This is a genomic window from Flavobacterium cheongpyeongense, from assembly GCF_003202435.1.
In the GTDB taxonomy this organism is placed as follows: domain Bacteria; phylum Bacteroidota; class Bacteroidia; order Flavobacteriales; family Flavobacteriaceae; genus Flavobacterium; species Flavobacterium cheongpyeongense.
This window is the reverse complement of sequence record NZ_QJHK01000010.1, coordinates 79,556-105,758: the sequence shown is the minus strand read 5'-3', so window position 1 is coordinate 105,758 and position 26,203 is coordinate 79,556. Positions and strand designations below refer to the sequence as shown.

The window sequence follows — 26,203 nt, the reverse complement described above, 5'->3', positions numbered from 1 at the left end:
TAAAGTCTAAAGTTATAGAATAGAATAATGTTTTTTATCAGGAGCAGAAAATGCAGGTTTTTCAGCACGTTCTGTCCCGCTATTCGCTGCAATCTTTTGCCTTTTAAAGAAAAAAGCAAAAGGATTTTCGCTCCTATCGGGGCTAAATTAGAAATCTTGTTTTCAAAAGACGTTTTCTTAGAATCTTTTAAAGCTTTATCATTCAAAAAACGAATTAAATTCCGTAGAAATTAATTGTATTCTAGCAACAGATTGTAATCCGTTCAATAAACATAGTTCCTGATAGTCCAGTTCCGCAGGAACAATCTATAATTAAAAAGATAAAATTAGCACTTCAGAACATTTATAGCTCCAGTATCTCAAAACCATCAAAAATAAAATAGTCTTTGTATCTTTGATAAAAATTACATGGCAATGAAATTATACAAACTACTTAGTTTTTCTTTTGTACTGGCAACACTTACGAGCTGCACTTTTACTGAAAACATCACAATCAACGATAACGGAACCGGAAAATTCTCTGTAGACATGGATGGTTCTGCCTTGATGGCAATGGCCGGCGACCAGATTGGAAGCCAGATGGGAGCTGATGCCAAAAAGGATATTGACTCCTCTTTTACATTCAAACAACTATTTGAGGAGAAAAAAGACAGTATCGCCAAGCTTTCCCCGGAAATGCAGAAAGAAATTAAAAAACTCGAAAATTTTGTAGTAAAGACCAAAATGAGCTCTGAAAAGAAAGAGTTTTTAATGACACTTTCAACCGATTTTAAAAATGTAAATGAAATGCAGGACATTCTGCAGACACTAAGTGTTTTACAGAAATTAGAACAGGGCGCAAGCACAGTATCACCATTTGGAAGCAATTTTGGAGATAACAACAGCAAATTGAGCTATAGTTATGACGGAAAGAGATTTAGCAGAAAAGCAGTTCTTGATACCGAAAAACTCGCTGAAAAAGCAAAAGACAGCACAGCTGATATGTCTAAAATGATGTTTGCATCATCCAATTATGTGGTAAAATATCATTTCCCAAAGAAAATTAAGAAAGTTTCAAATCCGAATGCTTTGTTCAGTGAGGACAGAAAAACAATTACAATTCAATACCCTTTTACGGATTATATGGAGAACCCGGACAAACTAAACTTTGATGTTGAGTTTGAAAAATAAACAAAATGAATAAAAAAATTCAACTTCAGGACTTAGGAAGTAAAGATTATAAATCGGCCTGGGAATATCAGGAAGAACTTTTTAAGGATATAGTCGATCTGAAAATAAAAAACAGAAGGGAAGAACTGGATTTACAAACACCAAATTATTTATTATTTGTAGAGCATCCTCATGTGTATACTCTGGGTAAAAGTGGCGATCTTGAAAACCTGCTTTTAAACGAAAAACAACTAGAAGCAAAAGGGGCAGCCTTTTATAAAATCAATCGTGGAGGAGATATTACATACCACGGACCTGGGCAAATTGTGGGGTATCCAATTTTGGATTTAGAAAATTTCTTTACCGATATTCATAAATACCTGCGTTTTCTGGAAGAATCAATTATTCTGACTTTAAAAGAATATGGTCTTGAATGTGAACGAAGCGAAGGAGAAACCGGAGTCTGGTTGGGGGTTGGAACACCCTTTGCGCGCAAAATCTGCGCAATGGGCGTGCGTGCTTCACGCTGGGTAACCATGCACGGATTTGCCTTAAATGTAAATGTAGATTTGGGTTATTTTGATAATATTATCCCATGTGGGATTCGCGGAAAAGCTGTTACTTCTCTAAATGTAGAATTGGGAGTTGAAAAAGTGGATGAAGAAGAAGTAAAATCCAAAATTATAAAACACTTAACTCAGTTGTTTGGGGCTGAATTTGTGTAAACTCTTCAGAAGTATTTCTGTATGGAAAATGAAAAGAAAAAATCATTTTTAAATCATTTAAACCTTCCGGGAAAGGAACTGCAGGAATTATTAAATATTTCGGAGTATAAAAAAATTAATAAAGGAAATTATTTTATTAATGAAGGTCAGGTCCCACGTAAAATGGCTTTTGTCATAAAAGGATTGTTTCGATATGTCTATACTCACGAAAACGGAAACGAATTCACTAAAAATATTATAGCCGAAAAGAATTTTATCAGTTCTTATTCGGCTATGATTTATAATACACCTTCTTATTTTTCTGTTGAAGCGCTGGAAGATGCCGAAATTCTCGAAATTGATTTTGTAGATTGGTTAGGCATAAAAGAAAAGAATCCGTTTTGGAACGCATTTTTAGTTCAGGTTCTCGAAAAAGCGTTTTACATTAAAGAAAAACGTGAAAGAGAATTACTGCTTCTGGATGCAGAAAAACGATATGAAATTTGTATGACCGAATTTCCAAATATTGAAAATCGTGTTTCACAACAAATCATAGCTTCTTATTTAGGAATTCGGCCCGAATCACTCAGCAGGCTCAAAAGAAAACGTAAGACTTAACATAGGTCAATGTAAGCCTTTAGACAGTAAGCTATTTTTGATTCATAATTATAAAAAACGAATTATGGAAATCTTAAATAGTACTGTTATCATTACCGGAGGAAGTTCCGGCATTGGATTCGAAATGTGCAGACAGCTTGTTGAAAAAGGCAATAAAGTAATTACCTGTTCTCGTTCTTTGGAGAAACTTTCTACCGCACAAAAACAATTACCTGATTTAATTATTTACCAGTGCGATATCGCTCAGCAACCTGAATGTGAAACTTTTGCAGACTGGATTATTACAAATCATCCTGACGCTAATGTTTTGATTAACAATGCTGCGATTGAATCCCAAACTAATTTTATTGAAGACTCTTTTATTCTGAAAAAAATGAATGAAGAAATAGCAACAAACCTTCTGGCGCCAATCCGGCTGATAAAACTCTTGTATCCGGTTTTAATTAAAAATAGTCACTCTAAAATTATAAATATTACAACAGGACTGGTTTATGTTCCAAGAACGATTTATACTTTTTATAATGCTTCAAAAGCTGCGTTGCATTCTTTTACGCAGGTTTTGCGCGAGCAGTTAAAAAACGAGGACATTAAAGTTATTGAAGTATTATTTCCGGCTGTTGATACCCCATGGCATCATGGAAATCCCCCCAAGATTGCCATTTCGCCCGAAAAAGCAGTTACAGAAATGCTAAAAGGAATTACCCGAAACAAAACTGAAATCAGGGTTTCGAAAGTGAAGCTGCTTTATTTTATTTACAGATTAGCCCCCAAATTTGCATTCAAAAAAATAAATAATGTACGCTGAGATAGTATTTGTTTTTGTTGGATGTGAAAATAGAAATCGAACTGATGAAAAATCATCATCAAAAACAATTTTAAGATGGATGGTGAAAATTATAAAAGTATTGTAATTCTTTTCTGTATTTGTGCTAAATTTGAGTGAATACTTAATGTACAAGCTTTATTAATCTAATCTGTCTGACTTATGAGAAAAATTTACTTCATCTGTATTCTTTTTATATGTAATGACATTCTGGCTCAAAAGAAAGATAAATTATACCCGGTTACGGTTTATGAAAAAGCCTGGCAGGAGAAAAATAGTGACGCAAGACTAAAAATAATCAAAACAATCTGGCTTGACGACAGTACTTTCGAAGATCCTTCTGCTTCAATAAAAGGTATTGTTGCTTTTAATAATGTCATTACCGAGTTTTATAAAAAATTTCCGGATGCGAAATTAACCGCAGGAGCAAAGGTTGTAAAAGATAATTATGTATCGTGGGACTGGAAAATTCAGGATGCTAAAAATAATTTGATAATGACAGGCCGTGATTTTGCCAGATTAAACGGCAAAGGTCAGGTGGCTAAAATTATTGGTTTTTGGGATTCAGGTGCAATTTTGTCTGAGGCAGATATTTTAAAAAATCTGGAAGCAGATCATTTTAAACTAGTTTCAAAATACGTTGAAAGCCTTTTCAAAACCCGGGATTTTAATGTAATGGCTACCTTAATTGAAGAAGGTGCAATTTATAATCAGGCAGAAGAATTGCCTTATGGCGGCACTTACAAAGGTTTTGAAGAATGGAAAAAAATGTTCGCAAAAGCAACAGAATTTTTTGATGTAGAAATCGAAAAGGAACCTGTTTACTTTAGCGATGCTTCAAAAAACGAAGTCATTATTTATTTTACCATAAAATGCAAGTCAAAAAAGTCAGGCAAAACACTTTCAATGCCAATTTCAGAACATTTTGATTTAAAAGATGGAAAAATTACGGGTATCAGACCATTTTATTTTGATACCAAACAGTTTGTAGAGTTTTTAAAAAGCAGGAAATAATAAAGTAATTGAGTGAACATTTCTGTAAATCATGGTTGTGATTAGAATTTTACTTTCAGAATAGTTTCTGGTAAAACCCTACAAGGAAAGCAGATTTATTGCTCAAAAAAATCCAGTTCTAATTGTTCCGGCAGGAGCCTGAAACTCATCCGATGGTATTTTGTGGTACCATATTTTCTAATAGCTTCGCGGTGTTCTTTGGTAGGATAACCTTTGTTTTGTTTCCAGTTGTACATTGGGAATTCTTTATGAATCTCATCCATGAATTCATCACGATAGGTTTTTGCCAATACAGAAGCTGCTGCAATGCTCAGAAATTTACTGTCTCCTTTTGTGATACTTTGATTCGGAATCGATTTTAGTAATTCTATTTCTGTCTCAGAAAATTGTTTTCCGAATTTGTTTTTTAACCCCAATTTAGCATTTAGGGAACGATTGCCGTCAACAATAATGAATTCTGGTACCTGTTTTAATTTCAGGATACATTCCTGCATTCCTTTCATAGAAGCATTCAGGATATTGATTTCGTCAATTTCATCAGGATGTAAATGGGTTACAGCAAAACAAATGGCATTTTCTTCAATAATTGGTTTTAAGGATTCACGTATTTTTTCAGATAATTGTTTACTGTCATTCAAAAAAGAGTGTTCAAAATCAGCAGGTAAAATTATGGCTGCAGCGGTCACAGGGCCAGCTAAACATCCTCGGCCGGCTTCATCGGTTCCGGCTTCGAAAATATGTCCTGAAAAATTTTTCTGAAGCATTTCTTTGATTTTTAAAACACAAATATTGTAAAATTTTCTGTAAAAATTTACGTTCTGCTTCTATTTGCTAAAGCAATCGCATAAATTGATATGATTTTTTATTTATACATATTTATAATTTACCTTTGCTTAGCAATTTTATTGAAATCATTACCATACATACGCAAGCAAATGAGAATACTTTTTTTTCTATATCTATTAGTTCTGCCTTCTTTATTGTTTTCTCAAGGTACGACTCCCAAAAAGAATTTAGATATGAATTCGCAATATTCGAGTATCACTGATACTGTAAAAAAGAAAAAAGTGCTTGTTGCTAAAATTGAGCAATATCAAATCGTTACTTTAGAACACGATACTACGATTGTAGATACCTCTTTAACCTTAAAAAGTGCTTACAGACAAAATTATCTCCGAAGGGATAATTTTGGTCTTTTGCCTTTCTCTAATATTGGTCAAACCTACAATACGTTACAATACAGTTTAACTGATTTCTCTCCTTACCCGGATATCGGTTTTCAGGGAAAGCATTTTAATTTTATGGACGCTAAAGAGATTCAGTATTATCATGTTGCAACACCATTGACCGAATTGTTTTTTAATACAAGTGTTGGAAAAGGACAAAATGTAGATTCCTTTATTACGCTAAACACATCAAAAAACCTCAATTTTTTTGCTGCTTACAGAGGTCTGCGATCAGAGGGTAAATACATTAACCAGTTGACCAGTATTGGAAATTTCAGGATTGGAGGGAGTTATAATACAACTGATAAACGTTATGTTTTGTATACTCACTATACTTATCAGGATGTTTTAAATGAAGAAAATGGCGGAATAACGACTCCTGAGGATTTTGAAAGCGGAGATCCAAACTTTACCAATCGCCAGCGACTTGAAGTTTATCTGAACGATGCTGAATCTTTCTTAAAAGGGAAGAGGCTTTTTTTTGACCATGCTTTCAGAATAAATCCTAAACAGGGAAATAATAATCTATATGTAACACATCAGTTTAATTTTGAAAATAAGTTTTTCGAATACAAACAGCCTACTGTCTTGTCAACTGTGGGGAGTACACGTGTTCAAAGATTTGGGGAGTCTTATGTTACCAGTAACATTAAAGATCAGACCCGTTTTGAAAAATTATATAACAAAGTAGGATTGGCTTACGAGAATTCTCTTCTCGGAAAATTTAATTTCTTTATTGAGGATTACCGGTCAAATTATAAATATAATCGTATCATAATCAATAATGAAGGATCAGATATTCCCGATAATTTATTCCGGGAAATTAATAGTGCCGGGGCACAATACGAATATCAGAAGAATAAATGGAACGGAAGATTTTTGTTTTCAAGATCCATCACAAAAGAATCTATTTCGGATTTAGATGCCAGGCTGAGATACAACTTAAATGAGAAGATTCAATTTGATTTCCGTTATAAAAACATCAGTAAGCTGCCAAATAACAATTACAATCTTTATCAAAGCAGTTACATAGAATACAATTGGACAAATGATTTCAAAAATGAAAAAATCAATTTGCTTAGTGCTAAAATAGATACGCCGTGGCTGAATGCCGAGGCCAGCTATACGGTTTTAAATGATCATTTGTATTTTGAGGATAAATCAAAAGATGCTCAAAAAGCGGTGAATACCCAAATTATAAAACCGGCGCAATACGGAAATGCAATTAATTATTTAGAACTAAAAGCAAACAGAGAGTTTAAATTTGGAGCTTTTGGATTGGATAACACCTTATTGTACCAAAAAGTAGATCAGTCTGAGGCTATTTTAAATGTACCGGATTTTGTAACCAGAAACACATTTTATTATTCGGGCTATTTATTTAAAAAAGCACTTTATATTCAAACCGGGATTATCTTTAATTATTTTACTAAGTATTACGGAAATGATTATAATCCTGTAGTTGGAGAATTTTTTGTTCAGGATACAAAGAAAATTGGAGGCTATCCAACGTTTGATTTTTTCCTAAACGGAAGAATCCGCCAGACCCGAATTTATTTAAAAGCGGAACATTTTAATGCTGCTTTTGGCGAAAGCAATTATTACTCAGCTCCAAATAATCCATATCGTGATTTTACTATCCGGTTTGGTTTGGTTTGGAATTTCTTTCAATAGAGCGAAATTTGTTTTATCTTAAAGCAAAAATTAAACGTATATAAAATGGATTTTTCGAATAATATTTTAGAAACCATTGGCAACACACCATTAGTAAAACTAAATAAAATAGTTGCCGAAATTGATGCTTTGGTATTGGCAAAAGTCGAGACTTTTAATCCTGGTAATTCTGTTAAAGACAGGATGGCGGTAAAAATGGTTGAAGATGCAGAGGCTGATGGAAGACTAAAACCCGGCGGAACCATAATTGAGGGAACCTCAGGAAATACCGGAATGGGATTGGCACTTGTTGCTATTATAAAAGGATATAAACTGATTTGTGTTATTTCAGATAAACAATCTAAGGAAAAAATGGATATTTTGCGCGCTGTTGGTGCCAAAGTTGTTGTTTGCCCGACCAATGTAGAGCCCACAGATCCAAGATCCTATTACTCGGTTTCAAAGCGTCTGGCCGAAGAAACACCCAATTCATGGTATGTAAACCAATATGATAATTTGTCAAATACCCTTGCGCATTACGAGCAGACGGGGCCTGAAATCTGGAAACAGACAGATGGTAAAATCACCCATTTTGTGGTTGGTGTAGGAACTGGCGGAACTATTTCGGGTGTTGGGAAATATTTAAAAGAGAAAAATCCGAATATTAAAATCTGGGGAATCGATACTTACGGTTCGGTTTTTAAAAAATACCACGAAACCGGAATCTTTGATGAAAACGAAATATATTCGTATATCACGGAAGGAATCGGTGAAGATATTTTACCTAAAAATGTTGATTTTTCACTCATCGACGGATTTACCAAAGTAACCGATAAGGATGCCGCAGTTTATACCAGAAAAATTGCATTGGAGGAAGCGATTTTTGTTGGAAATTCAGCAGGAGCATGTATTAAGGGATTATTGCAGCTAAAAGAGCATTTCAAGCCAGATGATGTTGTAGTGGTCTTATTTCATGATTCGGGAAGCCGTTATGTAGGAAAGATGTTCAATGACGACTGGATGCGTGAACGTGGTTTTCTGGATGAGAATATTACCAAAGCAGAGGATGTTATCAAAGATCATATAGACAAAGAATTGATCGTGGTTCGTACCGAAGAGTTGGTCTCGCATGCTATTGAGCGTATGCGTAAATACAAAATTTCACAAATTCCGGTAGTTGATATCAACGGTTTTGTTGGTTCTGTCGATGAAACTGATTTATTCAGAAGTTATGTAGCAGATAAAAATGTAGCCGAAAAACCTATTAAAGAAGTAATGGGAAAACCATTCCCGATGGTTAAGCCAGGAACTCCGATTGAAGAAGTTTCAAAACTTTTTACGAAAGAAAATGACGCTGTTTTAGTTGATCTGGAAAATGGCAACTATCATATCATTACTAAATATGATATTATTGGAGCGATTAAATAATTATTATTTAAAAATCCTTATTTCATAGAACATGAAAGAGGCTGTCCCAAAAGGGCAGCTTTTTTTATACAGCAAATTTCAGGAATCGATTTTGAGCCAGTTGATTTCTGAAAAAATATTCCCTGAGAGTATTTAAAAAGTAAATTTCGACTTTTATAGTTCCATTCAGAACCCTTATGGAGACCTTTAGATGGTTCCTCAATGTTTATCTCTATCGTCCTATTTCCTTTAGCTTGGTGACACAAACCTCTTAACAGACATTCTTGTTTTTTTTGATAATGAAAGACTTGAGATTTGTATGCGTTTTCCGTTACCAATAGTTCCTGTCTTTTGCCCCATTGGTATTGAACTGGTTTTTAGTGGATATTTGAGGGGTGTATGCGGGTTTTAACTACCCGTTTTTTCATATGATCCTATCCCTGAAGTTTTAGAAGCACTTTGGTTATCTTTTTATTAACCTTTTGGTTATCAGATAAAATACTGTTTTTGATGTTGGGATTTAAAACAAATAAGTGTTGAACTAATTATTCTGACAGTAAGATCAGGATTTTAGAGAATAAAGGTGTCTGGTTGAAAATATATTTATTCGTATACAAAACATTTCGGTTTTCTTTTAATGACATTATCTTTAATACCTTCTCAAAAAAAACAACACAACCGATTGTTTTGATGTAAATGTTTTTTATATTCGTAATAAATACACTTATTAATTTATTGCTATATGTTGGTTCCATGTAGCGTCAGATAATCACAAATTATAAAAAAACTCAGTTTTAGTTCATTCATCCGAATCCAGATTAATCATATAATTCATAATAAATCCTAACAATGAAACAATCTCACCTGTATTTTTTAATTTCAGTACTATTTCTTTTTTCTTTTAAAAGTATCCCTGTAAAAGATACTATTATAAAAAAACAGACTCAAAACCTCCCTGTATTTTCTAATGTTGTTTATCAGGGAAATGATCAGATTTATAAAGCAAACCCGTTAAAATCTGACGAGTTTTATTCTCCGGTTTTGCAGGGATGTTATCCCGATCCGGCTATTACCAGAAAAGGAGATGATTATTATATGGTATGTTCATCATTTGCTATGTTTCCTGGTGTTCCAATATTTCATTCTAAAGATTTGGTTAACTGGACAGACTTAGGAGGTGTCTTAAATAATATTTCCGAATTTAATCCGCATGACACGGGAATTAGTGAAGGAGTTTACGCACCCGGAATCACTTATAACCCCTATAATGACACTTTCTATATGATTGTGACGGCATTTACAGGTAATATGGGTAATATTATTGTAAAAACAAAAGACCCGAAGAAAGGATGGGGAAGTCCGGTTAAATTAGATTTTAACGGGATTGATCCATGTATTTTCTTTGATGATAACGGAAAAGGATACGTGGTACACAATGATGCGCCTGATAAGGGAAAGGAATTATACAACGGACATCGTGTGATAAAAGTTTGGGAATACGATATTGAAAAAGATCAGGTAATTGCTGGAACAGATAAAATCATAGTCGATGGAGGGGTTGATCTTTCTAAAAAACCAATATGGATAGAAGGGCCACATTTGTATAAAAAAGACGGGCATTATTACTTAATGTGTGCTGAAGGTGGTACCGGAGGAAATCATAGTGAAGTTATTTTTATCAGTGACAGTCCAAAAGGGCCGTTTAAGCCATCATCAAATAATCCAATTCTTACCCAAAGATATTTTCCGCAAAACAGATCTGATAAAGTAGACTGGACAGGACATGCCGATATAATACAAGGGCCTGATAGTAAATATTATGGTGTTTTTTTAGGAATTCGACCAAATGAAAAAGACAGGGTAAATACAGGACGCCAAACATTTATGTTACCGGTAGACTGGTCGGGTACTTTTCCTGTTTTTGAAAATGGGTTAGTTCCTATAGAACCAAAATTAAAAATGCCAAAGGGTGTAGAAAATAAAACAGGTAGAGACGGATATTTTCCAAATGGTAATTTTACTTTTACCGAAAATTTCACCTCAGATAAATTAGATTATCGATGGATAGGACTGAGAGGACCACGTGAGAATTTTATTTCTGTCACTAAAAAAGGTTTACAAATTAATCCGTTTCAGGTAACTATTAAAGAACTAAAACCTACTTCGACACTTTTTTACAGACAACAGCATAATACCTTTTCTTTTTCGACAACATTAGCTTATAATCCAGTATCTGAGAAAGACCTTGCAGGGATCGTATGTTTACAAAATGAACGATTTAATTATGTTTTTGGAATAACAAAAAAAGGAAAGGATACTTACATATTACTCGAAAGGACAGAAAATGGGAAGTCAGAAATTATGGCAAGTACAAAAATTGAAATTAAGAAACCATTGCGCCTGCAGGTAAAAGCAACGGGAGATAATTACCAGTTTAGTTATGCCCTTAATGGTGTTGATTTTGAACACCTGGGCAGAGAAGTTTCAGGAGATATTCTCTCGACAAATGTGGCCGGAGGCTTTACCGGGTCTCTGGTTGGCTTATATGCTACAGCAGCAAACAATGCACAGCCCAAATAAAACTTTCATCAATAATTTTGATAAAAAAGCAACATAATGAAATCAATACTAAAATTTTTCGCATTTGTAATTCTTTTTTCAATAGGACAAAGAGCCTGTTCTCAGGATCCGAATTTTCATGTCTATTTGAGTTTTGGGCAGTCTAACATGGAAGGAGCAGCCCCAGTAGAACCTCAGGATAAGATGAATGTTAATCCTCGTTTTCAGGTTCTTGAGGCAGTAAATTGCCCCGATTTAGGTCGTGAGATAGGCAAATGGTATACAGCAATACCTCCTTTATGCCGATGTAATACAGGATTTACCCTGACAGACAATTTTGGCAGAACAATGGTGGCCAGGCTTCCTGAAAGTAGTAAAGTAGGTGTTGTAAATGTTGCCGTAGGAGGTTGCAAAATTGAACTTTTTGATAAAGAAAAAGTCGAAAATTACGTTGCCACGGCTCCAGACTGGATGATAGGAATCATCAGGGAATATGATGGAAATCCGTATACAAGACTGGTAGAAATGGCCAGAATTGCACAAAAAAAAGGGGTCATAAAAGGTATTTTACTGCATCAGGGCGAATCTAATACCGGCGACACACTTTGGCCGAAGAAAGTTAAAATAGTATACGATAATTTGATAAAAGACCTCAATTTAGACCCTAAAAAAGTGCCTTTGCTTTCTGGAGAAACGGTCAATGAAGATCAAAACGGAAAATGTGCAAGTATGAATAAAATTATTGCAACACTACCGCAGACGATTCAGAATTCTTATGTTATTTCGTCAAAAGGCTGTGGCGTTGCTGCAGATTTTATACATTTTAATGCAGAAGGTTACAGGGAATTAGGAAAACGTTATGCAGAAAAAATGCTTTCATTATTAGGATATAAATCAGGCAATAACAATGAACCCTTTATCGTTCAGGCACCAGTAGGATTTGACGAGTTAAATCCAAATGCTCCGCCCGGGAAACTTGAAACTATAGCTTACGATTCAAAAACAGTGGGTGCAACCAGAAAAGCAACGGTTTATACACCGCCCGGATTCAATAAAAAGAAAAAATATTCGGTTTTATATCTTTTGCACGGAATTGGCGGGGATGAAAAAGAATGGCTTAACGGAGGAAGTCCGCAGATTATATTAGACAATCTGTATGCAGAAGGAAAATTAGAACCGATGATCGTAGTCATGCCAAACGGAAGGGCAATGAAAGACGACAGTGCTGCCGGAAACATAATGGCACCTGAAAAAGTAGAGGCATTTGCTCATTTTGAAAAAGATTTACTGAATGATTTAATTCCTTTTATTGAAAAAAAATACCCAGTTCTTAAAGACAGGGAACACCGGGCAATTGCAGGATTATCAATGGGGGGAGGGCAGTCTTTGAATTTTGGATTAGGAAATTTAGATAAATTTGCCTGGGTTGGCGGATTTTCATCGGCACCAAATACTAAAATGCCAAAAGAATTATTACCGAATCCCGAAGATGCAAAAAAGAAATTAAAACTCCTTTGGATCTCTTGTGGGGATAAGGACTGGCTGATAGAAAATAGTAAACGTACCCACGATTATTTAGTTAAAAATGATGTTCCTCATATTTATTACATTGAGCCTGGGGTTCACGATTTTAAAGTATGGAAAAATGGTTTATATATGTTTTCGCAGTTTTTATTTAAGCCGGTAAATCAGTCTGGTTTTGCAAAATACACCCTTTTAGGAGAATAAGAAACAATAGATATAATTCGTTTTTTTATTAAGCATTAAAAAAAGCAAATAGTCTTAATGGATATAATAAAGAGGAGCAGGGATTTTGAACTTTTATTGCAGATGTGATAAAAAATAAAGTTTTTTAAAATAAAATCAGCCTAAAATATATAATGCAATAATAAATAAATGTAAATTGTACACTTTTAATATTGGATAATTTTACATTAATTCCTCAAAATGAAAAATAAAGTTTTGTGTTGCCTGTTCGTTTTATTAACAGGATCAGGAGCTATGGCTCAAATGCAATTGTTTAGACTTAATGAAGATTAGAAAGAAAAGCAGGAATTGTTAAAACAGCAGGAAATTGAGGCAATGGCATTAGAATACAGAACAATAGATAAAATAAATTGCGGAAACAGCAACCGGAAGCAGACCATTTATACAAAGGCGAAAAAAGTAATTCAGGTTATGATGATGGGAAGTTCTGGCGAAATACGCGCTCGTATATTTCTTATCAGATGCTAAACAAAAACAAAGCTGGGCAATTTTTATATATAAGCACTTTAGAAGACTGAAAGCAGATAAACTGGAAGTTGTAAACATTAAAATTTTATCAAAAGACGGCAATGAGACTCCAAAATTTTATCAGCTGCGTATTCTTAAGAATTAAAAGCGGGGAAAAATGCAATAATACATAAGAACTCTAAAATAAGAAAATCAGAATGAAAATCAGAAAAGTTTTTTTATGCTATTGTCCTGATTACTTTGAATTTTGCAACAAGCCTTGTCCAAAAAAGCCAAGCCCAAAATCCTGTCTTATTTGCAGATGTGTCAGATATGTCAATAATTAGGGGTAATAACAATAAAACAAATTAAGAATGATAAGTAAATTAACGATAATGAACGGAAAAATAATAATTTAAGTATAAGTTACAAGCGTAATATGAATACCGATTATTTACCTGAAATTGCTAACTGATTGCAAATATTGCAATCCTATTAACCACTACCTATTATGAATTTCAAATATGTTATCTGCCTGTTTTTAATCAGTTTTTTTAAACTAAATGCACAATCTATTGTAAAAAGCCCTGACGGAAAACTTAATGTTTCTGTTTTTGTAGAAAACGGCATTCCTGTTTACAGTGTTATCTACAATGAAAAAACTTTTTTAGAAAAATCGCCTCTTGGCCTAAAAACAAACGTTGGAGATTTTAGTTCCGGATTACGTTTGGAAGCCAATGTAAATCAAAATAAAATTGATGAGACGTATCAATTGCGAAATATCAAGCAAAGCAATGTTCATTATACCGCTAGCGAAGCCATTTTTTCGTTTACAAAAGAAGGAAAGGCAGCTATCGATGTGATATTTAGGGTAAGCAATAACAATTTGGCTTTTAAATATAAAGTATATCCTCAAAAAGAGATCCGTTCCTGTGTGGTTCAGGAAGAGGCTTCGGGCTTTCTTTTGCCCACAGGGGCAACAACCTTTCTTTGTCCGCAAAGTAAACCAATGACCGGATATGCCCGTACTGCGCCAAGCTATGAAACGTCATACACACTCGATGATACGACCGGTAAAAATGGTCTGGGCAGTGGGTATTCATTTCCATGTCTTTTTAAAGTAAAAAATAATGGATGGGTTTTAATTTCTGAAACAGGAGTAGACAGCGGTTATTGTGCCAGTAAATTAATAGGTCATGAAAATGGATTATATACAATTGGATTTCCGGCAGAAGGTGAAAATAACGGAAATGGCACGACTGCACCAGGAATACCGCTTACGGGCGAAACGCCATGGCGTACTATTACAGTTGGAGAAACATTGGCATCAATTGTAGAAACTACGATTCCTTTTGATCTGGTTAAACCAAAATACGAAGCTTCCAAAGAATATCAATACACAAAAGGTACCTGGAGCTGGATCATGAAAATGGACAGTAATACTACTTTTCCTGTACAAAAACAGTACATCGACTTTAGTGCTGCAATGGGATATGAAACCATTCTGATTGATGCACTTTGGGATACTCAAATAGGCCGTGATAAAATAGCAGAATTAGCAAAATATGGAGCAGAAAAGGGAGTAGGGCTGTATCTGTGGTACAACTCAAATGGGTATTGGAACGATGCTCCGCAAGGCCCAAGAGGATTAATGGATAATATGGCCATTCGTCGTAAAGAAATGGCATGGATGAAAAGTATAGGAATAAAAGGAATTAAAGTAGATTTCTTTGGAGGGGACAAACAGGTAACGATGAAATTATACGAAGATATTTTGGCAGATGCTAATGATTTTGGGATAATGGTTATTTTTCATGGATGCACTTTACCGCGTGGCTGGGAACGCATGTACCCAAATTTTGCAGCCAGTGAAGCCGTTTTAGCGAGCGAAAATTTACATTTTGGACAGGAAAGCTGTAATAACGAGGCAATGAATGCTACTATACATCCTTTTATCAGAAACACAGTTGGAAGTATGGATTTTGGAGGAAGTGCTTTAAATAAATTTTACAACAGTGATAATACCCCAAATAAAGGATCGAAAAGAATGACTTCAGATGTATTTGCATTGGCAACAGCAGTATTATTTCAGAGTGGGGTACAGCATTTTGCCTTAGCACCCAATAACCTGAATGATGCACCTGATTGGGCAGTAAACTTTATGAAAGAAGTACCCACAACCTGGGATGAGGTTCGCTTTTTAGATGGCTATCCGGGTAAATATGTACTATTGGCGCGCCGTAAAGGAATCAAGTGGTATATTGCAGGAGTTAATGCTGAAAATAAAACACTTAAAACAAAAATAAAATTAGAAATGCTGACTTCTGGCACAGTATTAAGATGTTTTAGTGATGATGAGCAGTTAAACGGAAAAGCAGGTACAGTAACCATAAAAAAAGACCGCGAAGTTGAAATAAAAATACCTCACAATGGGGCAATACTTATGACAAATTAAGTCACTGAAATTGTAGATTATCTAAAAGTCGAGTAATTCGAATAGCTTTATTTAATTGTGACCTAAAGACAAACAGGGTTAGCTTTATTAGAAAACCTTACAAGGCAACTGCATGAATTGTTCCTGGAAACATTTTATAAGATACACTTAAGTGATTAAATGAGTTAAGGAATAATTTTAAGATACCATTTTTGGGAATTAATCTTTATAAATTTAATGTCACTTTTGTTAAATTCAATGAAAGGCTTGTCGATTTTCAGCCCAATACTTTTATTTCGGCTACTTCATTTTCTGCATCTGTTTTCTTCTTTTGAAATGTGATAATTACATCAAAACCACTTTTTACCAATCGTAAAGCAGATTCTTTACCCGGTCAACGGCCACCGCATGCTCATAAGACTATTTTATTTGAATTGTTTATCATTTTTTTTATTTATCTATATTAATTTGACCATATTTTCCATCATAAAAATCTCGATACGCCTGAACTATTTCTTGCTTACTATTCATTACAAATGGACCTTCTGCAACAATAGCTTCTGTATATTCTTCCCCACCAAATAATAAGACATCAAGAGCGATTTGAGAAGTGTTTTTTATTTCGATTTCTTCTGCTTTTCTGCCAAATTCTATAAACTCTCCTGCTTGAAATTCGGCATCGTTAAGTATTGCATTTTGTGTGGTCAAAAAAGCAGCAGCTTCAATTTTATCAGTCAGGTTGATAGAAAAATGTTTTCCTGCTTCTAAATGAATATGGTATAAAAACTGCTCGGAATAATTAGGGATTTTAGAACTCAACTCTTCATAATTGCCTAAAATTACTTTTATCCAGCCAGCAGTATTAGGCAATACTTTTCTGGGTACTTCATCCGCTTGAATGGCGATATGGGCTGGACTCTCTGCTTTGTTTTTGGCAGGCAGATTGATCCAAAACTGAAAGCCTTGAATCATTTTACTATTCGTTTGAGAATCATAATTAAAATTTTCGTCGTGTACGATTCCATTTCCGGCTTTCATCCATTGCGTACCGCCCGAATATATTTTGCCAGTATGTCCTGCACTATCAAAGTGTTCCACTTCGCCCTGAAGAATATAGGTTAAGGTAGCAATGCCCCGATGTGGATGTGCACCCATACCGTTTGTATTGATGACTTCTTTGATGGTAGGTGCCACATAATCAAGAAACACAAAAGGACCTACTTTTCTGGCATAACGATTGGGTAAAATTCTATTGATAACTAAAGGACCAAGGTCTGTTATATTTCCTTTTGTCGAGAAACTGGTTTCCTTTTTCATAGGTTTAGGATTTATTTTTTGATTAACCTTGTTTGAACATCTATCGTTAATTTGAGTTGTCTTTTTAACGATTGCTTTTTGCTTGGATAAACTTTTTGTGAGTTACGATTTCATTATTTAAATTTTATCTTGGTAGTAATAGGATATTCCTAGAATTACTAAAAAAATAATAGGTGCAGTTGTCAAAGCTATTGGATCGACACTGGCTGTATGGGCAATAAAGGCTGAAATAAAGGTCAATGCAAATCCGAAATAAGCGAAGGATTTAATTTTAGCAGAAATCACTGGAAGTATTAATGCTAAAGTTCCTAAAACTTTGAAAACTCCAAGTTCAATTCTGAAATAATCAGGAAATCCTAAATGTACGAATGCTGCTTTCATATCAGCGTTAGTAAAATACCCAAATGCACTAAAAAGCATCATAACACTAATAATTCCTGTTGTTGTCCAATAAATGATTTTGTTCTTGTTCATTTTTTCTAATTTTTAAGGGTTGATTTTTGTTTATTTTAATACTGTAAAATTGCATCCTAATCAAGCCTTAAAGCGATGCGATATGATAAAAAAAACCGTTGACATTTGTCAATGGTTTCTATGGGTGTATTGTTAAAAAAGGAGTAGATGGAATTATTTTTTATCAAAACTACTACCAGTCATTGCTTTTTGAAAAGCTTGTGGATTCCAATATTCACGGTAGTTTATAATAAGTCCGTTGCGGAAAGTTACAAAAGTAGCATACTTCATTTCATACGGATTACCATTACCTATTACCACTCCAGATGCACTCCATTCTGCTATGGCAACATTTTCGTCATCAGTAGGATAAATTTTCAAGGTGGGAAGCGATTTTACATCAATGTAATTGGGGTAATTTTTCAGATATTCATAAATGGCGGCACGTCCTTCAAATTTTGCTTGCATACCTTCTGGTGCAAAAGGGAATTCGCATACTACATCTTTATCACAAAGTTCTGACCAGGCTTTCATATCTTTAGAAAGAAAGGTGTTTAAGCTGTTGCGAAGCAATTCTGTCGCCGGAATTTTTTTTGTTGTTTTTGCTTTTTTTGTTTGAGCCGATACGGTTGCTCCGAATACTACTAATAGGGCTAATGCTATTGTTTTTAAGTTTTTCATTTTTGATTCAATTTTAATGTTGTTTTTTTATCGTTTTGATAGAGCAAAGTTGCATCGTAAGCAAGTCTTAAAAAGATGCGATTTGATATAAAAAACCGTTAACATTTGTCAACGGTTTTGAATTTTAAAAAGGTGTTTTGACTTAAATATTCACTACAATTTTCCCAAATTGCTGGTTGGATTCTAAATAATTATGTGAAGCAACGATGTCATCAATATTAAAAACTTTATCGATAACTGGTTTTAATTTTCCTTCTGCTAACCCTTTATCAATAAAAGTGATGGCTTGTATTAAAACTTCCATATTTCCCATTACTTCAATAGCTGAATAGCCTCTAATAGTTGGTGTTTTCATTAAAACATCAAATGCTGGGAAACTGGCAGGTTCGTGACTTAATGCACCATAAACAAACACTTTTCCGTTTTCGGCAACAGCACTTAATAGATTACTGAATTTTGCTCCTACAACAGGGTCTAAAATTATATGTGCCCCTACATTTTCAGTGATTTTTAAAACTTCAGTTGCAATATCTTGTTCTGATGTTACGATTACGTGAGCTGCCCCTGCTTTTAATAAAGCCTCTTTTTTCTTTTGTGAAGTAGTCAAAGCAATAGCAATTCCTCCAACATAGTTTGTCATTTGAATGGCTGCCAATCCAGCACTGCTAGAGGCTGCGTTAACTACTACAAATTGCCCCGATTTCAATTGTCCAGAATGCACTACCATCCCAAACATTGTTAAATAACTTGTCCAAACAGATGCTGCTTCGTCAAAAGACAAATTAGATGGATATTTATGTATGGCATAGGCAGGCATATTGATATATTCGCCATAAGAAGCATAGTTGTGTAAAGAAAAACCGGGAACAACATTTACTAAATCCCCAACGGCAATATTTGTAACTTCAGATCCAACAGCTTCAACAATTCCAGCTGCTTCATAACCTAATTGAGCCGGGAAAATAGGATTTTCGATATACATTCCTTGACGATACATTGCATCAGCTCTGTTTATACCAATTGACTTCACTTGAATTCGTACTTCTTGAGCACCTGGAAAGGCTACTTCAACTTGTTCTACTTTTAATACTTCTGGAGCTCCAGCTTCGTGGAAAACAACCGTTTTAGACATTTTTGATAAATCACTCATTGTTTTATTTTTTAAAATTATTATTCATTTTGATAGGGCAAAGTTGCATCAAAGGCAAGCCTTGCAACAATGAGATATGATAAAAAAAATCGTTGACATTTGTCAACGGTTTCAATAAATAAAACTAAAATGGAGCTTATTTAGTTGCTTGTTTCTATTTGAGCTTGACACTTTTGTTGTAATTGTTTATAATCAAATGAGCCTTAGAGAAAGATAAAACAAGCCTTACAGCAAAGACATTTGAAAATATAAATTCTATTTTTGCAGGTGTATCAACACAACAATACAATTATGAACGTGCAACAAGACGATAAATTAAAAACCTTGGGCTATTCAGGAATATTCTTGTCTTGCTATAGTGATTATAGCGAAAAGTGTATTCACGCTACGCCCGAACACGTTTTGGTTTATTTGTATTCTGGCGAACAAGTGATTGAAGACAGAAACAAAAAAATAAAATTGCAGGCAGGAGATTGTGCGTTTATTAGAAGAGATCATCGCTTGAAAATGTACAAAAACAGTAAAGGCGAAGATTTGTATAAAGGCATTTCGTTGACATTCAAGCGTAGTGTATTGCGAGATTTTTACAGGAAAATGACTAAATCTGAAATCCCTACGGCTGTAAAAATTTCCGACAATACGGTATTCAAGTTAGCTCAAAGTCCTGCGATAGAAAGTTTATTTCAATCGCTTACGCCTTATTTTGATAGTAATATAAAACCAACAGAAGCTGTAATAAATTTAAAATTATTAGAAGGCATTTATGCTTTACTAAACAGTAACGAAGAACTTTACCCTATACTTTTTGACTTTGCCGAACCTTGGAAAATTGACCTTTTGGATTTTCTCAACAGTAATTATGCAGAAGAACTTTCGATGGGGCAAATTGCCTCTTTTACAGGAAGAAGTTTGGCCACTTTCAAAAGAGATTTCAAAAAAATAAGCAGTCTCACACCACAAAAATGGCTGATAAAAAAACGCCTGGAAATGGCTTACATCAAACTACAAGAAGAAAACAAAAAAGTACAAGACGTTTATATGGAAGTTGGATTTAAAAATCCTTCTCATTTTTCGACAGCTTTCAAAAAACAATATGGAATTTCTCCGACAGAAATTTGAAATTGAGCTTGTCAGAAAGATTCTTTGAGCCTCGTAACAAAGCCGTTACGGGGCTTTGTTTTTAAATTTGCATTGGAAAATTAATGGAAAATGCAAACAACAACAGTATTCGAACGATTAAAAAACGGAGAAATCATTTTGCCAACCGACTCTGGCGCCCATAAAATGCGTGAAGCTTCTTTTGCCACGAAGAAATTGTTGGTTGAAATGAATAATTCATCAAACCCTGATGAAATTAGAGATTTTTTAAGCCAAATTACGGATACTGAAATTGACGTGAGCGTAACCGTATTGACACCATTGTATATCAATTACGGAAAACATACTAAAATTGGTAAAAATGTATTCATCAATTTTGATTGTGTCTTTCTGGATTTGGGCGGAATTACCATTGAAGATAACGTGTTAATAGCACCAAAAGTAAGTCTTTTAACAGAAGGGCATCCAACGACAATCGAAAACCGACATTCTTTAATTCCGAAACCAATTCACATTAAAAAAAATGCCTGGATTGGTGCCAATGCAACCATCTTGCAAGGTGTTACCATTGGCGAAAATGCTGTTGTGGCATCGGGTTCAGTGGTTTCAAAGGATGTTCCTCACAACACTATTGTAGGCGGAGTTCCTGCAAAATTTTTAAAAACAATTTAATTTAATAAAAATGAAAAAAAAATTGGCTATCGCAATACTGTTTTTGGTAACAGGACAAGTATCTGCACAAAACGTAAAATTAAATTCAGAAAAAATGAATACATCAAAAGAACATTACACTTTTCAATTAAGTGATAAAGTAAGCCGTCAAAAAATATCATTCAAAAACCGTTATGGTATCACGCTTTCAGGCGATTTGTATCTTCCAAAAAATGCAGGAAACCAAAAATTGGCGGCTTTGGCAATCAGCGGGCCTTTTGGTGCCGTAAAAGAACAATCTTCAGGATTATACGCCAACCAAATGGCAGAACGTGGTTTTGTAGTGGTAGCATTTGACCCATCTTACACAGGTGAAAGCAGTGGCGAACCAAGAAATCTGGCTTCACCAGAAATCAATACCGAAGATTTTAGTGCTGCTGTAGATTTTTTAGGAATTCAAAAAAATGTGGATAGAAATAAAATAGGCATCATCGGAATCTGTGGTTTTGGCGGTTTTGCATTAAACGCAACTGCGGTTGACAAACGTATAAAAGCCGTTGCTACTGCTGCTATGTATGATATGACCCGAGTAATGTCTAAAGGATATAATGATTCCGTAACTTTGGAACAACGCACAAAAATGCTCGAACAATTAGGTGAGCAACGTTGGAAAGATGCAGAAAATAGTACATTTGCTTACGGACCAGAGGGCAATAAAGCGTTAACAGAAGATGCACCACAATTTTTAAAAAATTATTACGACTATTATCGAACCAAAAGAGGTTATCACGAACGTTCGGTAAATTCAGGAAACGCTTGGACTGCAACTACACCTTTAGCGTTTATGAATATGCCCATCTTAACCTACATCAAAGAAATTTCGCCTAGACCCGTTTTAATTGTTGTAGGCGAAAAAGCACATTCAAGATATTTTAGCGAAACAGCCTATGAAAATGCAGCAGAACCAAAAGAACTAATGATTATTCCAAACGCTGTTCACATAGATTTGTATGATAAAGTGGATGTAATTCCTTTTACAAAATTGGAGGTTTTCTTTAAAGAGAATTTAAAATAGAAGTTAAATCACAAAAAACCGTTGACAATTCATCAACGGTTTTCTTATCATTTTAAAACTATTTTATGGCTTGTTTTCTAATTCGGCTCAGGGTTTCTTTGGTTATGCCTAAAAAAGAAGCGATAAGGTGTTGCGGAAACCGTTGAATAAATTGAGGATGATTTTTAGCAAATTCTTCATAGCGTTTTTCGGCTGTATTGCTAATAGTCGAATTTAATCTTCGTTGGTTGGCAATGGCATTTCGTTCGTCCATTAACCGTATCATTTCGGTCATCGAAGGAATTTTTGCCATTAGATCCAGCATATCTGCTCTGGTTACAAGAAGTACATCAGTATCTTCCCAAGCATCAATATTATAAATAGAAGGGGTAAGCATTGTAGAGCTTTCACGGTCGTTTGCCCAATAATTTTCTATGTATAATTGTACAATATGTTCTACTCCTTTGTCGTCTACGCTGTATTGTCGCATCGCTCCTTTTACAATAAAACCCGCATATTTGCATACATCGCCTTCTTGCAAAAAATATTGTTTTTTTCGGAATTTTTTGGGCTGAAACGTCGCTACAATTAGGCTTTCTTCTTCTTTAGTTAGAGGTGAAGAAGCGTATTGGTTGATGTAGGATATAAGATTTTGATGCATTTATTTTTGATTAAATTAAAAAGAGCAAGCTAAAAAACAACCAATTTACTGTTTGTTATTCGTATTAAAGACCATGCAAGATACAAAAAAATGATTTTTATTTCATTGCATCATTTACCGGCTGGCTATCTACAAACTGTTCGAAACTGATAATTTTGCTATCTTTTAATTTCCAAACGTGAGCTACTCTGGCGGTGAATGATTTGCCTGTTATTTTATAGGTTCCTGTGTAAGTTCCGTAAGCCACTACTTTATCATCGCTAGCAACATAATCTTCCGGAGTAAATTTGTAATCGATCCATTCACTTCCTAAACGGCTAAAAACATTTTTGATTACATTTTCTAAACCAATATAAGTTCCTGCATACGGAAAACCTTTGGCTTCGGTCCAACTGATATTGTCTGCTACGTATTTAGCCAAATTTTTACCGTTTTCTTCCGAAGTTTTGCCTTCGTAGGTGCTTTTTATAATGTCAAGATTTGTCATTGCTTTTTTATTTAAAGAACAGCCTGACAATGCCAAAAGCAAAGCCAAGCTGCATAGAATTGATTTTACCATTTCATTTCTCCTGTATTTACTTTTGCACCTATCATCAAAGCAGTGTCAAAAGTAAGTGTTGGATATTTTGCTTTCAAAGCTGCAATTAAAGTTTCAGAAGTTTTATTGGTTTTTAAAGTTTCTTCATAGAATTGAATGTAGCTTTTGGTATGATTTATAGCAGTAATATCAAACGGAGAATTGGAATTAGCGTGAGCCGGAATTACAATTTCAGGTTTCAAAGCCGATATTTTATCTAAAACCGTAATCCAGTTTTTGCGGGCTTCTGTAGTTTGAGCATCAGCCATCCAAAGATGAAAAGTGGTTCCGAAGACATTAATACCGCCAACAACTGCTTTGATCGAAGGAATCCAAACAAAAGTTCTTTTCGGGAATTCATCCAAACCAATAATTTCTAATTGCTGTCCTTCTAATTCGATACTGTTTCCTTTTAAAACTTGAGGTAAAATAACATTTGAAGTAATGTTTTTACCCAATCTTTCGCCCCAAACTTCTAATTTTTTTTGAGCTGTTGCTTTAATATGTTCAATGGTTGCAGGTGTTGCATAGGCTGTAACTTCTGGGAAATGTTTTTTGAATATTTCCAGTCCAAAATAGTAATCAGGATCTGCGTGAGAAACATAAATAGTGGTCAGTTTTTTGCCACTTGCTTTGATTTCTGAAGCTACTTTTTCGGCATCCGCCAAAGTAAATTGTGCGTCAATCAAAACAGCATCCGTTTTTCCGGATACCAGTACCGATGCTACACCAAAACTGTTTTCGGATGCATTATAAACCTGAAGTTTTAAATCTTTGTTTTCAATCGTTTTAAAACTTTGTGCCTGTGATTCCATATTAAATAAAATTAAGGTTGCTAAAAATACTGTTGAGATAATTGGTTTCATTCTTCAATTATTGAATTAGTTAAAAAAGAGTGTGTCAATTTGTTTTTGAATGGCTCCAAATGGGGCATAACCCTGTTCTAAAATATACAGATTACCCTCTTTTTCTGCCAAAAGGGTAGGGTAAGAACTGGTATATTTTTGTGCCAGAGCAAAGGTTTCTTGTGTTTCGTTTTTGATGGTTTCAGAATGAAATAGGTCTAAAAAATCTTTTTCATTCAATCCCAAATTTTTACAAATGCTCAAATACGTTTCGTCGTTATTAAAGTCTTTTCCGTGCAAATACCTTGCTTTTTGAACTTCAATAGCAAACGGAATAGCTTTTGAAATCCATAATTTCTTTACAGTAACGATAGCTCTTGATGGAATTTCGCTGTCTAAAATGATACTTTCATTTTCGATAAATTCAAAATAATCTTTTCCAAATTCAATTCCCGTAGTTTGCTGTACTTGAGGGTCGTGTTTTTTGATAAATTGTGCCATTGGTTTGGATTGTTTTCTGGTGTTTTCTCCAATCCACATTCCAGCAGGTAAAATCTCAAAAGTTAGTTTGTCTTTGTATTTATCGTATACTTTTTGGGTATTGCTACTGTTTCCATAGCACCAACCACAAAGAGGATCCATTACATAAATCAGTTTATTCATCGTTTTGTTTTATAATTTAATACGCTAGTTATTCAAGAAAGCATGGAAATAGTAATTGCTATATCTGCATGAATTTATCATTTAATGACTTACAAAACTAAAGTAAATTGGTTTACTTTTGTAATATAGTAACAAAAAGTAATGGTAACAATAAGGTAACAAAGTAACTTATGGAAGCAAATCAAAATGAAGAATCAGAGTGTACTTTAATCATTAGAGCCGCACACGATGCAATGGATGTACTGAATGGTAAATGGAAGATTCCAATTATTGCAGTACTTTGTTTCAGTAAAAAAAGATATTCCGATCTTTTAAAAGAAATTAAAGGAATATCAGGAAAAATGTTGAGCAAAGAACTAAAGGATATGGAATTGAATCAGCTTTTAAAAAGAACTGTTTTAGAAACGCAGCCAATAACCGTAGAATATGAACTTACCGAACACGGAATAAAATTAAAGGACTCAATTAAACAACTAGCTGTTTGGGGTACAGCATACAGAAAAGAAATTATTAAAGAGTAAAAACATTATTTTCATTCTATAATAATTTCTTTTAAAAATTATTATAATCAAATAGTTTTTATGTTTTATAGTAATGTTGTGTGTTATAAAAATGCTAATTGTTTGCCTAATAAGAAATCTAATAAGATTTTACAAGAGAGGATATAACAAGTAATGGAATTGTGGTTTTCGGTGCTTATTTAAGTTTTAATTTATTGTTTATGCAATAATACATCATCTAACGTTTATTAAATCGTATATTTGAAATAAATGATAAACAACTAATGGCAAATAAAGAAAATATACGGATTCTGCTCACTGACGACGATCAGGATGACAGAGACTTTTTTGCTGATGCAGTAGAGGATCTTCATTTGAATGTAACGGTTGAATTTTGTAAAAATGGACTTGAGCTTTTAAATTTTCTTTATGACAAAAATCGTATTATTCCGGATATCATTTTTTTAGATCTTAATATGCCTGTAATGTCAGGTTTTGAAACTTTGGAGCAAATTAGGGAAGACATTTTATTTAAGGAAATTCCTGTAATTGCTATTTATTCTACTTCATCATCTCAAGAAAGTATAAAGAATACTTTTGGCTCAGGTGCAAATGCCTATATCGTTAAACCCACTGATATTAACGAATTAAAGAAACTCATAAAAAAAGTTGTCGAAATGGATTGGAGAGAAAACCTGAAGCATTCAAAATTAGAATCTTTTATAATTACAGTTTAGGTTTCAAAGAAATCT

At 34.2% G+C, this 26,203-nt stretch carries 25 protein-coding genes; 16 read left to right on the top strand and 9 right to left on the bottom strand.

What is annotated here, in order from left to right; all coding sequences use genetic code 11:
* Positions 1 to 414 precede the first annotated feature (414 nt).
* The 5 genes from DMB65_RS12655 to DMB65_RS12635 all read left to right on the top strand — a co-directional run bounded on the left by DMB65_RS12655 (position 415) and on the right by DMB65_RS12635 (position 4,308).
* Positions 415 to 1,170, top strand: coding sequence for a hypothetical protein (locus DMB65_RS12655; protein ID WP_110307060.1), 756 nt, complete (start codon positions 415 to 417; stop codon positions 1,168 to 1,170).
* Between the two features lie 5 nt (positions 1,171 to 1,175).
* On the top strand, positions 1,176 to 1,874 hold the full coding sequence (gene lipB, locus DMB65_RS12650) for a lipoyl(octanoyl) transferase LipB (RefSeq protein ID WP_110307006.1): 699 nt from the start codon (positions 1,176 to 1,178) through the stop codon (positions 1,872 to 1,874).
* Between the two features lie 21 nt (positions 1,875 to 1,895).
* Entirely contained in the window at positions 1,896 to 2,471 is a 576-nt protein-coding gene (locus tag DMB65_RS12645) for a Crp/Fnr family transcriptional regulator (protein WP_110307005.1), read from the top strand.
* Positions 2,472 to 2,535: 64 nt separating this feature from the next.
* Positions 2,536 to 3,276 (top strand): SDR family oxidoreductase, encoded by a 741-nt coding sequence (locus DMB65_RS12640; RefSeq protein WP_110307004.1) that lies wholly within the window; start codon positions 2,536 to 2,538, stop codon positions 3,274 to 3,276.
* Between the two features lie 180 nt (positions 3,277 to 3,456).
* A complete protein-coding gene (locus DMB65_RS12635) occupies positions 3,457 to 4,308 on the top strand; it encodes a nuclear transport factor 2 family protein (protein ID WP_110307003.1) in 852 nt (283 codons plus the stop codon).
* A gap of 95 nt (positions 4,309 to 4,403) precedes the next feature.
* Here DMB65_RS12635 and DMB65_RS12630 read toward each other — a convergent pair whose 3' ends face one another.
* On the bottom strand, positions 4,404 to 5,072 hold the full coding sequence (locus DMB65_RS12630) for a ribonuclease HII (RefSeq protein ID WP_110307002.1): 669 nt from the start codon (positions 5,070 to 5,072) through the stop codon (positions 4,404 to 4,406).
* A gap of 171 nt (positions 5,073 to 5,243) precedes the next feature.
* Between DMB65_RS12630 and DMB65_RS12625 the strand changes: the two genes are divergently transcribed.
* The 6 genes from DMB65_RS12625 to DMB65_RS12590 all read left to right on the top strand — a co-directional run bounded on the left by DMB65_RS12625 (position 5,244) and on the right by DMB65_RS12590 (position 15,822).
* Positions 5,244 to 7,208 carry a putative porin gene (locus DMB65_RS12625; protein WP_110307001.1) on the top strand — a complete coding sequence of 655 codons (1,965 nt, stop codon included), beginning with the start codon at positions 5,244 to 5,246 and terminating at the stop codon, positions 7,206 to 7,208.
* Positions 7,209 to 7,253: 45 nt separating this feature from the next.
* The gene (locus DMB65_RS12620; RefSeq protein ID WP_110307000.1) at positions 7,254 to 8,615 is read left to right on the top strand and encodes a pyridoxal-phosphate dependent enzyme; all 1,362 of its coding nucleotides are present in this window, start codon (positions 7,254 to 7,256) and stop codon (positions 8,613 to 8,615) included.
* 828 nt (positions 8,616 to 9,443) lie between these two features.
* Positions 9,444 to 11,174 carry a glycoside hydrolase family 43 protein gene (locus tag DMB65_RS12605; RefSeq protein WP_110306997.1) on the top strand — a complete coding sequence of 577 codons (1,731 nt, stop codon included), beginning with the start codon at positions 9,444 to 9,446 and terminating at the stop codon, positions 11,172 to 11,174.
* Between the two features lie 36 nt (positions 11,175 to 11,210).
* Positions 11,211 to 12,881: a sialate O-acetylesterase gene (locus DMB65_RS12600; RefSeq protein ID WP_230470667.1), complete on the top strand. Its 1,671-nt coding sequence runs from the start codon at positions 11,211 to 11,213 to the stop codon at positions 12,879 to 12,881.
* Between the two features lie 389 nt (positions 12,882 to 13,270).
* The gene (locus DMB65_RS22645) at positions 13,271 to 13,438 is read left to right on the top strand and encodes a DUF6805 domain-containing protein (protein ID WP_317048137.1); all 168 of its coding nucleotides are present in this window, start codon (positions 13,271 to 13,273) and stop codon (positions 13,436 to 13,438) included.
* A gap of 440 nt (positions 13,439 to 13,878) precedes the next feature.
* Positions 13,879 to 15,822 (top strand): glycoside hydrolase family 97 protein, encoded by a 1,944-nt coding sequence (locus tag DMB65_RS12590; RefSeq protein ID WP_110306996.1) that lies wholly within the window; start codon positions 13,879 to 13,881, stop codon positions 15,820 to 15,822.
* Between the two features lie 429 nt (positions 15,823 to 16,251).
* Here the strand turns inward: DMB65_RS12590 and DMB65_RS12585 are convergent, their stop codons facing one another.
* The 4 genes from DMB65_RS12585 to DMB65_RS12570 form a co-directional block, all read right to left on the bottom strand.
* Complete coding sequence (locus tag DMB65_RS12585) at positions 16,252 to 17,118, bottom strand: pirin family protein (protein ID WP_110306995.1); 867 nt, start codon at positions 17,116 to 17,118, stop codon at positions 16,252 to 16,254.
* A gap of 117 nt (positions 17,119 to 17,235) precedes the next feature.
* Positions 17,236 to 17,592 (bottom strand): DoxX family protein, encoded by a 357-nt coding sequence (locus DMB65_RS12580; protein WP_110306994.1) that lies wholly within the window; start codon positions 17,590 to 17,592, stop codon positions 17,236 to 17,238.
* A 153-nt stretch (positions 17,593 to 17,745) separates the two neighbouring features.
* Entirely contained in the window at positions 17,746 to 18,252 is a 507-nt protein-coding gene (locus DMB65_RS12575) for a nuclear transport factor 2 family protein (protein ID WP_110306993.1), read from the bottom strand.
* Between the two features lie 142 nt (positions 18,253 to 18,394).
* Positions 18,395 to 19,402 carry a zinc-dependent alcohol dehydrogenase family protein gene (locus DMB65_RS12570; RefSeq protein ID WP_110306992.1) on the bottom strand — a complete coding sequence of 336 codons (1,008 nt, stop codon included), beginning with the start codon at positions 19,400 to 19,402 and terminating at the stop codon, positions 18,395 to 18,397.
* A 291-nt stretch (positions 19,403 to 19,693) separates the two neighbouring features.
* Here DMB65_RS12570 and DMB65_RS12565 point away from each other — a divergent pair, with 291 nt between their 5' ends.
* From DMB65_RS12565 to DMB65_RS12555, 3 genes are all read left to right on the top strand, one after another.
* Positions 19,694 to 20,521: a helix-turn-helix domain-containing protein gene (locus DMB65_RS12565; RefSeq protein ID WP_110306991.1), complete on the top strand. Its 828-nt coding sequence runs from the start codon at positions 19,694 to 19,696 to the stop codon at positions 20,519 to 20,521.
* A gap of 90 nt (positions 20,522 to 20,611) precedes the next feature.
* Positions 20,612 to 21,172, top strand: a complete 561-nt coding sequence (locus DMB65_RS12560) for a sugar O-acetyltransferase (protein ID WP_110306990.1) — start codon at positions 20,612 to 20,614, stop codon at positions 21,170 to 21,172.
* A gap of 10 nt (positions 21,173 to 21,182) precedes the next feature.
* Positions 21,183 to 22,226: an alpha/beta hydrolase gene (locus DMB65_RS12555; protein ID WP_110306989.1), complete on the top strand. Its 1,044-nt coding sequence runs from the start codon at positions 21,183 to 21,185 to the stop codon at positions 22,224 to 22,226.
* A 58-nt stretch (positions 22,227 to 22,284) separates the two neighbouring features.
* Here DMB65_RS12555 and DMB65_RS12550 read toward each other — a convergent pair whose 3' ends face one another.
* From DMB65_RS12550 to DMB65_RS12535, 4 genes are all read right to left on the bottom strand, one after another.
* Positions 22,285 to 22,866, bottom strand: coding sequence for a Crp/Fnr family transcriptional regulator (locus DMB65_RS12550; RefSeq protein WP_110306988.1), 582 nt, complete (start codon positions 22,864 to 22,866; stop codon positions 22,285 to 22,287).
* Positions 22,867 to 22,963: 97 nt separating this feature from the next.
* Complete coding sequence (locus DMB65_RS12545) at positions 22,964 to 23,353, bottom strand: nuclear transport factor 2 family protein (RefSeq protein ID WP_110307059.1); 390 nt, start codon at positions 23,351 to 23,353, stop codon at positions 22,964 to 22,966.
* A 65-nt stretch (positions 23,354 to 23,418) separates the two neighbouring features.
* Positions 23,419 to 24,309, bottom strand: a complete 891-nt coding sequence (locus tag DMB65_RS12540; RefSeq protein ID WP_110306987.1) for an MBL fold metallo-hydrolase — start codon at positions 24,307 to 24,309, stop codon at positions 23,419 to 23,421.
* 15 nt (positions 24,310 to 24,324) lie between these two features.
* Positions 24,325 to 24,951 (bottom strand): DsbA family protein, encoded by a 627-nt coding sequence (locus tag DMB65_RS12535; protein ID WP_230470666.1) that lies wholly within the window; start codon positions 24,949 to 24,951, stop codon positions 24,325 to 24,327.
* A 170-nt stretch (positions 24,952 to 25,121) separates the two neighbouring features.
* Between DMB65_RS12535 and DMB65_RS12530 the strand changes: the two genes are divergently transcribed.
* The gene (locus DMB65_RS12530) at positions 25,122 to 25,472 is read left to right on the top strand and encodes a winged helix-turn-helix transcriptional regulator (RefSeq protein ID WP_110306986.1); all 351 of its coding nucleotides are present in this window, start codon (positions 25,122 to 25,124) and stop codon (positions 25,470 to 25,472) included.
* Between the two features lie 263 nt (positions 25,473 to 25,735).
* The gene (locus tag DMB65_RS12525) at positions 25,736 to 26,188 is read left to right on the top strand and encodes a response regulator (protein ID WP_110306985.1); all 453 of its coding nucleotides are present in this window, start codon (positions 25,736 to 25,738) and stop codon (positions 26,186 to 26,188) included.
* Positions 26,189 to 26,203 lie beyond the last annotated feature (15 nt).